This is a genomic window from Microbacterium caowuchunii, from assembly GCF_008727755.1.
Taxonomy (GTDB): domain Bacteria; phylum Actinomycetota; class Actinomycetes; order Actinomycetales; family Microbacteriaceae; genus Microbacterium; species Microbacterium caowuchunii.
Genome location: NZ_CP044231.1, coordinates 3251403 through 3262719 on the forward strand (window position 1 = coordinate 3251403; position 11317 = coordinate 3262719).

The window sequence follows — 11317 nt, forward strand, 5'->3', positions numbered from 1 at the left end:
ACCGCGCGCACTCACCGGATGCGGAGGATCCGCCCCCGTAGAATCACAGACGACCGTGCGGTCGCTCATCGCACAGGAGCTCTCTGACGCATGATCCCGACCTCGGCCCACGCGGGCATCACCGCGACGCGACCACGCCACCGCCTTCTCGCGGCGCTCCTCGCCCTCCTGGTCATCCTCGGGATGGCGATCCCCACCGCATCCCCGGCACGGGCGGAGACCACGCCCACGCCGTCGCCGACCCTGTCCGGCGAGACCCTCCTCAGCGTCGCCGTGCTCGGCAACGGCTTGCTCACCCCCGGGGAGACGCTCACCGCCTTCCTCTCGCTCCAGAACGGCACGGGGTCCCGCTTCCCGGGCGGAGAGGCGACGCTGTACCTGGGTGACGCTCCCCTCGCCGATCGGGACGGGCTCTCCTCCTGGCTGGACGGATCACGCGCAGACCCGGCCGGACAGCCGGTCGGCACGGCGGTCGTGGAAGCCGCCGCATCCGGGGAGACCACGGGTGGCGGGGTGCAGGTGCCGCCGACCGACCCGGCGCTGCAGGACCGCGCCCCGGGCGTGTACCCGCTCTGGCTGACGATCGGGGAACTCACCGCCCGCACCGTCGTGACCGTGACCGGCTCCGTGTCCGGCTCGGTGGGGGTCGTCGTGCCGGTGACGGCCGGGCCCCTGGTGCGGGGCCTCCTGACCCGCGAGCAGATCGAGACCCTCACGGCCGAGGATGGCGCCCTCACCGCGGTCCTGGATGCGGTGGAGGGCACGCCGGCGATCCTCGCGGTCGACCCCGCGGTCCCCGCCGCCATCCGGGTCCTCGGCACGTCCGCACCCGCGCAGGCCCTGGAGTGGCTGAGCCGGCTGATGGCGCTGCCGAACTCCCGGTTCGCGCTGCAGTTCGGCGACGCGGACGTCGCCACGCAGATCGACGCCGGGCTGCCGGAACCCCTGCAGCCGACCTCCCTGCTCGCCTACGTCGACCAGGACGCCCTCTCCTCCCCGGCGACACCGACGGCCACCCCCTCCCCCAGCGTGACCGCACCGGCCGATCCGGAGGAGGGCGTTCCTGTCGTGCCCGACCTCACCGCCCTGCTGGACATCGGCGCCCCGGACGCGCCCGTCGTCTACTGGCCCGCCGGTGGCGTCGCAGGCCCTCAGGTCGTGTCGACGCTGGCCGGGACGGCCGAGGGCGCTCTGACCCTGCTGAGCACGACGACCCTGACCGAGGACGCGGGTCCCGTCGCCGCGCGGGGGACGGCCGGCGACGGCGGCGTGCTGCTCAGCGACGCCGCCGTGTCCGCGTCCCTGTACGCGGCCTCCCTCGACACGGACACGGCCGAGCGCGCCGCCGACCTGGCCGCCGTCTCCGCCGGCCTCACCCTCGCGGCCGGCGCGACCGGAGGCGCACCGCTGCTCGTGACGGTCGAACGCGAGGCCCAGCGCACGCGGCAGGGCCTGCGCGCGGCGATCACGGCGGCGACCACGGTGCCGGGGATCTCCGCCGTCGGCCTCGACGCGCTCGTCGCCGCACCCGCGGCCGAGGTGGAGGTGGCGGAGACGGCGACCGATCCCGCGCGCACCGAGGTCGTTCCGGTCCTCGGCTCCGAGGCCGACAGCATCGCCCGCTTCGCGACCATCCTCGACGACCCGGCGCTGCTGACCGGACCGCAGCGCGCCGGCATCCTGCAGGTGCTGGGCGCGGCATGGCTGGACCCGGATGCGGACTGGCCCGATGCCGTCGCCCGGCACCGCGCGGCGACCGAGAACACCCTGTCGTCGGTGGGCATCCTGCCCTCCAGCGCGCTGAACCTCCTGACCGCGGGCACCAACCTGCGCTTCTGGATCCACAACGAACTGCCGTACCCGGTCAACGTCGTGTTCTACGCGGTCCCGGACGACCTGCGCCTCGACATCGAACGGGAGACCGTGGTGACCGCCGCGGCCGCGTCCTCGAACACCCCCGTCGAGGTCCCCGTACGCGCCCGGCTGGGCAACGGGGAGGTGCAGATCGATCTGAGCCTGCGCAGCCCGACCCTGGAGCCGATCGGCACGGATCAGACGGTGGACGTCAACGTCCGCGCGGACTGGGAGGGCATCGGTCTCATCGCGATGGTGGTGCTCGTCGCCGGGTTCCTCATCATCGGCGTGATCCGCACGATCCGGCGACGTCGCCGCAGGGCGACCGCCGCAGAGGAGAGCCACGAATGAGCGGACTCGGACGCGCGAGCGTACTGCTGGGCGCCGGGACCATGGTGTCCCGCGTCACCGGCCTCATCCGCTCGGTCATGCTCGTCGCGGTGCTGGGGTCCTTCGCGTCCCGCGCCGGCGACGCGTTCGCCCTGGCCAACCAGTTGCCCAACAACGTCTACGCGATCATCTCCGCGGGTGTCCTCACCGCCGTGATCGTTCCGCAGATCGTCCGGGAGAGCGCACGCAAGGACGGCGGACAGCGCTTCATCTCGGCCCTCCTGACCGCCGGCGTGGTCGTGCTGGTGGTCGTGACGGCGATCGTCACGCTGTGCGCGCCCCTGCTCATCTCCCTCTACGCACCGGCGTTCACCCCCGAGCAGCACGCGCTGGCCACGGCGTTCGCGTACTGGTGCCTTCCGCAGATCCTCTTCTACGGCCTGTACTCCCTCATCGGGGAGACGCTGAACGCGCGCCGGGTGTTCGGCCCGTTCACTTGGGCGCCCATCGTCAACAACCTGGTCTCGATCGCCGGCTTCGTCGCCATCATGGCCGCGTTCGGTTCCAACCTCACCGAGGTGGCGCAGTGGACACCGGGCATGGTGGCCGCGCTCGGTGGAACCGCCACCTTCGGGATCGCCGTGCAGGCGCTGATCCTGCTGCTGTTCTGGCGGCGTACCGGGCTGCGGCTGCGGCCCGACTTCCGCTGGCGGGGCCTCGGCTTCCGGCACATGGCCCGCCTGGCCGGATGGACGGCGGCGATGGTCGTGGTCGGTCAGATCGCCGGTCTCGTGCAGACGCAGGTCATCACGGATGCGTCCGGCGACGGCGCCTCGGTGGCGGCCATGCAGTATGCCTGGCTGATCTTCATGCTGCCCTACTCCGTGATCGTGCTGTCGATCGGAACGCCCTACTTCACGCAGATCAGCGAGCACGCCACTGCGGGTCGTCATCTGGAGGTGCGCGCGGACGTCACGCGCAGCATCCGCATCGTGAGCCTGTTCATCGTGATCGCGGCCGTGGCGGTCGCCGTCGCGGCGGTACCCGCCTCCCGGATCTTCGTGAACGAGTCGCAGGATGCGGCGGATGCGGCGCCGGTGCTGATCGCGTACCTCGTGAGCCTCCTCCCGCTGTCCGTGCTGTTCATCATCCAGCGCACGTTCTACGCCTACGACGACACCCGCACGCCCTTCGTGTTCACCACCATCCAGGGCGTCGTCGTGGTGCTGACCGCCCTCATCGCCTCCTGGACCCTCCCGCCGATGTGGCTCGCCACCGGCGTCGCCCTCGGGCAGTCGATCGCGATCACGATCCAGGTGGTCGTGGCGACCTGGCTGCTGCACCGCAGGCTCGGCGGTGTCGGCACCGCCTCCTGGATGCGCGGCATCCTGCGCTACGCGGTCGCGGCCGTCCCCGCCGGCGCGGCGGGATGGGGCGTCTACCAGCTGCTGGGCGGCGACACCGGCTGGACCGTCTCGGACAAGATCCTGGGTGCGGTGGGGACCGGCATCATCGGTCTCGCCAGCCTGATCGTGTACCTCGCCGTCCTCACCGCGATGCGCACGCCCGAGCTGACGCCGGCGCTGGGCATGCTGCGCCGCTTCCTGCCGCGGCGCTGAAGCGGCGATCCACCTTTCCATCGTGCGACAGGCGGACCCCCGCCCGGGAATGTCGCGCGGCTAGCATGTGTTGAGCACTCAGAATGTCATCGCACCACAAGGGAGAACCGCACGTGCGTCAGCTCATCATCATCGGCTCGGGCCCGGCAGGCTTCACTGCCGCCATCTACGCCGCCCGTGCCAACCTCTCACCGCTCGTCATCGCGAGCTCCGTCGAGGTCGGCGGTGAACTGATGAACACCACCGAGGTGGAGAACTTCCCCGGGTTCCCCGAAGGCATCCAGGGCCCCGAGCTCATGCAGAAGATGCAGGAGCAGGCCGAGAAGTTCGGTGCCGAGATCGTCTACGACGACGTCACCGCGCTCGATCTCACCGGCCCGGTGAAGCGCGTCTCGCTCGGCAGCGGACGCAGCGAAGAAGCGGATGCCGTCATCTTCGCCACCGGTTCCGCGTACCGCAAGATCGGCATCGAGGGCGAAGAACGCCTGTCCGGCCGCGGCGTGTCCTGGTGCGCGACCTGTGACGGCTTCTTCTTCCGGGACCGCACCATCGCCGTCGTCGGCGGAGGCGACTCCGCGATGGAGGAGGCCACCTTCCTCACCCGCTTCGCGTCCAAGGTGTACGTCATCCACCGCCGCGAGGAACTGCGCGCGTCGAAGATCATGCAGGAGCGCGCGTTCGCGAACGAGAAGATCGAGTTCATCTGGAACAGCTCCGTCACCGACATCCTGGGCGATGACGCGGTGACCGGCGTGCAGCTGACCTCCACCGTCGATGGTTCCACCCGCGAACTGCCGCTGGAGGGACTGTTCGTGGCGATCGGGAACGATCCCCGCACGCACCTGGTGCACGACCAGCTCGACCTGACGCCGGAAGGAACCATCTGGGTGGACGGGCGCTCGTCGCGGACCTCCGTGCCCGGTGTCTTCGCCGCCGGTGACGTGATCGACCCCACCTACCGGCAGGCCGTCACGGCCGCCGCGAGCGGAACGGTCGCGGCCCTCGACGCCGAGCACTTCCTGGCCGCGCTGGATGAGGCAGGCGCCCCCGCCTCCGGCGCCGACCAGATCGAAGGCCTCCCCGTCGTCTGACGGGAACACGGCGCGCACGGCACGCGTTCCATCCGACAAGACTTCCATCGAAGGAGAATCACAAATGACTGCGAAGGCGACGAGCTCGAGCACGTGGGACCAGGACGTCCTGAACGCCGAAGGACCGGTCCTGGTCGACTTCTGGGCTGCCTGGTGCGGCCCCTGCCGCATGGTCGCTCCCGTCCTGGACGAGATCCAGGCGGAGAACCCGGACAAGATCACCATCCTCAAGCTGAACGTGGATGAGAACCCCGACCTGGCCATGAAGTACCAGATCACCTCCATCCCCGCGATGAAGGTGTTCCAGGGCGGAGAGGTCAAGACCACCATCATCGGCGCTAAGCCGAAGTTCGCCCTCGAACAGGACCTCGCTCCGTTCATCGGCTGACCGAACAGACGACGAAGCCCCCGCGCCGGCCGGCGTGGGGGCTTTCTCGTGCCCGGATCCGTGGTGGCGCCCAGACGGAGCCTGTAGTGCCCCGGAGAGGCGCTCAGCCGGCTTCTGGGCGCACCATGGCGTCCCAGCGCCGGGACGTGTTGGTCTGGCCCAGGAGCCGCCACACAGCGGTCGTCAGCGGCGGGTAGTCCAGTGCGATCTGACGGAGCACACGGTAGTGCCGCGCCGCGCTCGGGCGCCCGTTGCCGGCCTCCGCGATGTTCTCCGCCCGCAGCATGAAGACGACCAGCTCGTCGACGGTCGGCAGGTCCTCCATGAAATCCCACGGGTCCTCGCCCGACCGCAACCGCTCATCGACGAGGACGGATATCTCATCCGCGGCCTCGGCGCGCAACAGCTCGAGGCTGGCGCGGCGTCGGATCTGCTCGGAAGTCACCCGACAAGCCTACGCGCCGAGCGCGCGGACAGGACCGCCAGAACGGCGGAGTCAGTTCCCCCCGAGACCCTCTTCACCGATTTCGGCGAGGATGCGGTTCAGGTCCTGGATCGTCGCGAAATCAATGATGACCTGGCCTTTTCTGGCCGTGAGCGAGATCTTCACGCGCGTGTTCAGCCGGTCACCCAGCCGGTCCGCCACCTCATCGAGGTGGCCCCGGCGGGCCCCGGCCTTGGGCGCCAGCCGTGCGGGAGCGGCGGATCCCTTCGCGATCGCCTCCGCCGCACGTACCGAGAGATCCTCGTTGACGATCTTGTCCGACAGGCGTTGCATCGCGTCGTTGTCGTCCAGAGCCAGGATGGCGCGCGCGTGGCCGGCGCTCAGCACGCCGGCAGCGACCCGCTGCTGCACGGGCATCGGCAGCCGGAGGAGACGGATCGTGTTGGAGATCTGCGGACGGGACCGACCGATCCGACCCGCGAGTTCCTCCTGGGTGATCCCGAAGTCCTCGAGCAGCTGCTGGTATGCAGAGGCTTCTTCGAGCGGGTTCAGTTGCGAACGATGGAGGTTTTCGAGGAGAGCATCCCGCAGGAGATCCTCGTCAGCGGTCTCCCGGAGGATCGCCGGGATCGTCTCGAGTCCCGCCTCACGGGCGGCGCGGGTACGGCGCTCCCCCATGATGAGCTCGTACGTGCCCTCGCCGGTGTCGCGGACGACCACCGGCTGCAGGACGCCGAACTCCCGCACACTGTGTACGAGTTCGGCGAGGTCGTCGGCGTCGAAGTGCGTACGCGGCTGACGAGGATTCGGGACGATGGCGTGCGGGTCGACCTGGATCAGGCGCGCACCGGGGACGGCTACCAGTCCATCGGAAGCGGCCTCCGCCGCCGCCGAATCAGCGGGCGCCTCACCGGGCGATTCGACAACCGGATCCGCCGCCGCAGCCGCGGTCGGCGCACCGGGGAAGAACACGTCGACGGGTCGCGCCTCCGACGTCGTCGGGATGAGTGCACCGATTCCTCGGCCGAGACCGGTTCGCTTCGCCATCAGTTATCTCCTTCTGTCATCGACGCGGCAGAGCCGCCTTCGTCACGCGCACCCCGGGCGAGCAGCTCGACCGCGGCTTCGCGGTACGCGACCGCACCGGCCGACTGTCCGTCGTAGGCAATGACCGTCTGTCCGAAGCTCGGCGCCTCCGACACGCGCACGGATCGCGGGATGACGGTCTTCATGACCTCGTCCGGGAAGTGCGTGCGGACCTCTTCGGCCACCTGCTGAGCCAGACGGGTGCGCCCGTCGTACATGGTCAGCAGGATGGTCGAGACGTGCAGGGGCGGATTCAGGTGCTTCTGGATCATCTTCACGCTGCCGAGGAGTTGGCTGAGCCCTTCCAGCGCGTAGTACTCGCATTGGATGGGGATGAGCACCTCGTGAGCAGCGGTGAATGCGTTGATCGTCAGGAGACCGAGCGAGGGCGGGCAGTCGATCACCACGAAGTGGGGTGGCTCCTCGGCACTCGCGAGGTATTCGTCCAGGGCTCGGCGCAGGCGGTGTTCGCGGGCGACCTGGGAGACCAGTTCGATCTCCGCACCGGCCAGGTGGATCGTGCTCGGTGCGCAGGTCAGCAGCGGGGACTCCGGGCTGGTCTGCACGATGTCCGCGAGGGGGAACTCATCGATGAGTACGTCGTACACGCTCGGGACGTCCGCGGTGTGCGGCACGCCGAGCGCCGTGGAGGCGTTGCCCTGCGGATCGAGGTCGATCACCAGTACCCGGGCACCCACACTGGCGAGGGCTGCAGCGATGTTGACGGCGGTGGTCGTCTTTCCGACCCCGCCCTTCTGATTGGAGACCGTCAACGTGCGGGTCGCGGTCGGCAGCGCGGGCGTCACACTCTCGAGCGCGCGCCGCCGGGCGCGGAGGTCGGCGAGTTCTTTGGCCAGCGGGGTGTCGTCATCGAAAGAGGTCACGGCGTTGTCGGAATGTTTCACGTGAAACGGATCACCTTTCGCATGCGCACGGACCTCTCAACTGTAGTCGGCGTCCCTGACAACCGACGTCCGATGTTTCACGTGAAACGGAGACCGTCATGTTTCACGTGAAACATCTGTGGCTCAGGTCCGGCGGACGGTTCCTCGGACGACACGGGTGGGGTCGGTGAGGAGGTCCTCACCGATGATCTCCGTGCGCACGTCCTGCAGACGCGCAGCACGGATCTGCTTCGCGGCCTTCTCGATCTCGGCCTCTGCGGAGATCCCCTTCATCAGGATGACCTCTCCCCCGTCGCGCACCAGCGGAGCAGTGAGCGGCAAGAGCTTCCGCAGTGCGCTGACAGCACGCGCGGTGACAGCGTCGAGGGTCGGACCTTCAGCCCAGTCCTCCGCGCGGGCGCGGACGACGCGCACGTTGTCGAGGCCCAGCTCGTCCGCCTGTTCCTGCAGCCAGGTGGTGCGGCGCTCCATCGGCTCGATCAGGACCCATTCCACGTCAGGGCGCGCAATCGCTCCCACCAGACCGGGAAGCCCGGCACCCGACCCCACGTCGCCGACCAGTCCGGCCGGGAAGAGTGGGGCGATGACGGCACTGTTCAGGATGTGCCGACTCCACAGTCGCGGCACCTCCAGCGGTCCGATCAGTCCACGCGTCTCGCCCTGATCGGCGAGGTTCCTCGTGAAGAGACGGGCGAGATCAAGGCGGTCGCCGAAGATCCGAGCCGCGGCGGCCGGTTCCGGCTCGAGGTCGTTCATAGATGTTTCACGTGAAACATTCACGCGCGACGCAGAACCGTGTGACGCTGCGCACCCTCTCCGTACGACTCCGAGACCAGTCCGCGTTCGGCCGCGATATCGTGCACGAGCTTCCGCTCGTAGCTGGACATCGCCGGGAGGGATGCCTGGGACGCACCCTCATCGAGGCGGAGGGCGGCGCGCTCGACGAGACCCTCGAGTTCGCGGCGGCGCGCATCCCGCGAGCCGCTGACGTCGAGGATCAGGCGGGAGAAACGACCGGTGCTGCTCTGCACCGCGAGCCGGGTGAGTTCCTGGAGCGCGGACACGGTGTCCGGATCGGCCAGGAGGCGCAGGGAGTCGTCACCGTCCGATTCGATCGAGACGTATGCGCGGCCCGCGCGGACGTCCATGGCCAGATCCCCGCCGATGTCGGCGATGTCGAGGAGGCCCTCGAGGAAGTCGGCGGCGGCGTCGCCTTCCTGTTCGAGCTGCTCGATCGTCTCGGAAGCGGGAGCGGTGTGCGTGGTCTCAGAGGTCATTCCGGATTCCTTGCTGTTCACGCGGACGGAGTGGCGGGGGACTGGTCGCCCGACTCGTTCTTCGGGGGCGGAGTCTGCTTGGCCGGCTGCTGCTTCGCCGCCGGCTGCTTGCCCGGCTGCTTGCCCGGCTGCTGCTTCGGTGCCTGCTTCTTCGCGCGCTGCTTACCCACCGGCTGCTGACGCTTCGGGGCTTCGGCGCGCTTGCGCTCGGCCTCTTCCAGAAGCCGAGCCTGCTCGGCCTGATACTTCTCCAGCGAGATGATCTTGCCGTTGGAGTCGAGCGCCTTCCCCTTGCGAGCCAGACGCTCCTCCCGAGCCTTCGCGGCCTCGGAGCCCGGGGTGGGCAGGTTCCGGATGACGAGGAACTGCTGCACCATCGTCCAGAGGTTGCTCACGAACCAGTACATGACCACGCCGAGCGGGAAGAAGACACCGGAGAAGATGAAGCCGAGCGGGAGGATGTAGAGCATGATGCGCTGCATCTGGTACGCCTGGCCGGTCTTGGCCTCGGGGGACAGGTTCTTCGAGATGATCTGCAGCTGCGTGAAGAACTGCGAGGCGATCATCAGGACGACGAGCACCAGCAGGATGATGACGGTGAGCGTCCCGTCGGGCTGACCCCACGCCCCCATCAGCGTCTCGTGCAGCGACGCGACGCCGAACAGCTTCGCGTTGTAGAACTCGGCCGTCAGCTCCGCATTGAGCAGACCCACGCCACCGGTGCCCAGGTTGGCGTGCTTGGCGACGTCGTTCAGGACGCTGAACAGAGAGAAGAAGATCGGCATCTGCACGAGCAGCGGCAGACATCCCGATACCGGATTGGTGCCGTGCTTCTTGTACAGCGCCATGGTCTCCCGGCTCATGGCCTCACGGGAGAGCTGATCCTTCTTGCCGCGATACTTCTCCTGGACCTTGCGCAGCTCCGGAGCGATCTCCATCATCTTGCGCTGGCTCTTGATCTGCTTCACGAAGAGCGGGATGAGCGCCCCGCGCACGACGATCACGAGGCCCACGATGGAGAGGACCCAGGCGGCTCCGGAGTCCGAGGCGAAGCCGACGAGCGTCAGCAGCGAGTGCCACGAGACGAGGACCAGTTCGACCAGCCACTTGAGGGGCCAGAGGATGGTCCCGAGCAGGTCGAAGCCGCCGGAAGACTGGGCGGCGGCGGTGGCAAGTACCAGATCCACGGGGATCAGTCCTTTCTCAGTGGCACGACGAAACCGTGCCGGGTCAGAGCATGCGGAAAACTCGCGCGAGCGGGGGGATCATCGATCCCGCCCTCCGCCCACGGGTGGCAGCGTGCGATCCGGGCCGCCGCGAAGGCTGCTCCTTTGATCGCGCCGTGCTGTTGCACGGCTCCCACGGCGTACGCCGAACAGGAAGGGTAGTAACGGCAGACGTCTCCGTACAGTCGGGAGACCGTCGCGCGGTACGCGTGCAGCACGCCGAGCAGAGCGTTGCGCGGAAGCAGCGGGATCGCGCGGATCCACGCGTGCTCCGGCAGATGCGCCGAGCCCACGGAAGCGGCCGGAAGGGTCGACGTGGTCATACCGAACTCCGCGCAAGGCAACGATGCACGTGCGAATCGAGCTCCTGGAAGCTCGCCTGGCCTGCACCCGGGAGGGCGCGTATGACGACATCCGCGCCCCGGCCCATGGACGGGAGCGCGGACGCGCAGATGGCTTTCAGCCGACGACGGACGCGATTACGCACGACCGCCGTACCGACCTTCTTGCTCACGATGAAGCCGAAGCGCGCCGCGCGGTCCTCTCCCGTGGACACCACATAGGTGACCGCGTGGGGACCGGCGCATCGCGCGCCACGACGGACGACAGCCCTGTACTCGGCGCCGTCAGTCAGTCGGTTCGGCCGCGAGAGCAATGCCGGGGGTCAGGCCGAGAGCTCGGTGCGACCCTTGGCGCGGCGAGCCGAAAGGATCGCGCGGCCGGCACGGGTACGCATGCGGGCGCGGAAGCCGTGCTTCTTGGCGCGGCGGCGGTTGTTGGGCTGGAACGTGCGCTTGCTCATGGAATCACTCCGGACGGGGTTGTCACCGGAACGCTCACACCGGGGACTGGATGGGACTGCCTAACAGGCATAAGTCAACCGACTAAGGCTACGACGGCGGAGCCCAGAACTCAAACTGAGCGACGAACGTGTCATTATCCACAACATGGGGATAACCCTCAGGAAGTGACACACCCCCGGAACTACAGTGGAGTTTGCTCTGAGCCGCTGCCCTGACTAGCGTTGCTCGGGCACTTATCCACAGGTGCGAGTGACGGCCACGAGCCCGTTCGCACGAGCCCGGAACAGAGGAAC

The 11317-nt window shown here is 68.6% G+C and carries 13 protein-coding genes; 4 read left to right on the forward strand and 9 right to left on the reverse strand.

Features of this window, described 5'->3' with window-relative positions:
- Nucleotides 1–90: 90 nt before the first annotated feature.
- The 4 genes from F6J84_RS15300 to trxA all read left to right on the forward strand — a co-directional run bounded on the left by F6J84_RS15300 (nt 91) and on the right by trxA (nt 5282).
- Nucleotides 91–2205: a DUF6049 family protein gene (locus tag F6J84_RS15300; RefSeq protein ID WP_150974596.1), complete on the forward strand. Its 2115-nt coding sequence runs from the start codon at nt 91–93 to the stop codon at nt 2203–2205.
- On the forward strand, nt 2202–3803 hold the full coding sequence (gene murJ / locus F6J84_RS15305) for a murein biosynthesis integral membrane protein MurJ (RefSeq protein WP_150974597.1): 1602 nt from the start codon (nt 2202–2204) through the stop codon (nt 3801–3803). Before F6J84_RS15300 ends, murJ begins: the two co-directional genes overlap by 4 nt.
- Nucleotides 3804–3916: 113 nt before the next feature.
- Entirely contained in the window at nt 3917–4894 is a 978-nt protein-coding gene (gene trxB, locus F6J84_RS15310) for a thioredoxin-disulfide reductase (protein ID WP_150974598.1), read from the forward strand.
- A 64-nt stretch (nt 4895–4958) separates the two neighbouring features.
- Complete coding sequence (gene trxA, locus F6J84_RS15315) at nt 4959–5282, forward strand: thioredoxin (protein ID WP_150892776.1); 324 nt, start codon at nt 4959–4961, stop codon at nt 5280–5282.
- Between the two features lie 103 nt (nt 5283–5385).
- Here the strand turns inward: trxA and F6J84_RS15320 are convergent, their stop codons facing one another.
- The 9 genes from F6J84_RS15320 to rpmH form a co-directional block, all read right to left on the reverse strand.
- Nucleotides 5386–5727 (reverse strand): tryptophan synthase subunit alpha, encoded by a 342-nt coding sequence (locus F6J84_RS15320; protein WP_150892777.1) that lies wholly within the window; start codon nt 5725–5727, stop codon nt 5386–5388.
- Nucleotides 5728–5778: 51 nt separating this feature from the next.
- Entirely contained in the window at nt 5779–6774 is a 996-nt protein-coding gene (locus F6J84_RS15325) for a ParB/RepB/Spo0J family partition protein (RefSeq protein ID WP_150974599.1), read from the reverse strand.
- Entirely contained in the window at nt 6774–7718 is a 945-nt protein-coding gene (locus F6J84_RS15330; RefSeq protein WP_150974600.1) for a ParA family protein, read from the reverse strand. Before F6J84_RS15330 ends, F6J84_RS15325 begins: the two co-directional genes overlap by 1 nt.
- 123 nt (nt 7719–7841) lie before the next feature.
- Nucleotides 7842–8474: a 16S rRNA (guanine(527)-N(7))-methyltransferase RsmG gene (gene rsmG / locus F6J84_RS15335; RefSeq protein WP_150974601.1), complete on the reverse strand. Its 633-nt coding sequence runs from the start codon at nt 8472–8474 to the stop codon at nt 7842–7844.
- Between the two features lie 20 nt (nt 8475–8494).
- On the reverse strand, nt 8495–8995 hold the full coding sequence (locus tag F6J84_RS15340; protein ID WP_150974602.1) for a Jag family protein: 501 nt from the start codon (nt 8993–8995) through the stop codon (nt 8495–8497).
- Nucleotides 8996–9012: 17 nt separating this feature from the next.
- Nucleotides 9013–10182, reverse strand: coding sequence for a membrane protein insertase YidC (yidC, locus tag F6J84_RS15345; protein ID WP_238702539.1), 1170 nt, complete (start codon nt 10180–10182; stop codon nt 9013–9015).
- A 5-nt stretch (nt 10183–10187) separates the two neighbouring features.
- Nucleotides 10188–10544: a membrane protein insertion efficiency factor YidD gene (gene yidD / locus F6J84_RS15350; protein WP_150974604.1), complete on the reverse strand. Its 357-nt coding sequence runs from the start codon at nt 10542–10544 to the stop codon at nt 10188–10190.
- Nucleotides 10541–10876, reverse strand: coding sequence for a ribonuclease P protein component (rnpA, locus tag F6J84_RS15355; protein WP_150892784.1), 336 nt, complete (start codon nt 10874–10876; stop codon nt 10541–10543). Before rnpA ends, yidD begins: the two co-directional genes overlap by 4 nt.
- Before the next feature lie 9 nt (nt 10877–10885).
- On the reverse strand, nt 10886–11023 hold the full coding sequence (rpmH, locus tag F6J84_RS15360) for a 50S ribosomal protein L34 (protein ID WP_022879826.1): 138 nt from the start codon (nt 11021–11023) through the stop codon (nt 10886–10888).
- Between the last annotated feature and the right edge of the window lie 294 nt (nt 11024–11317).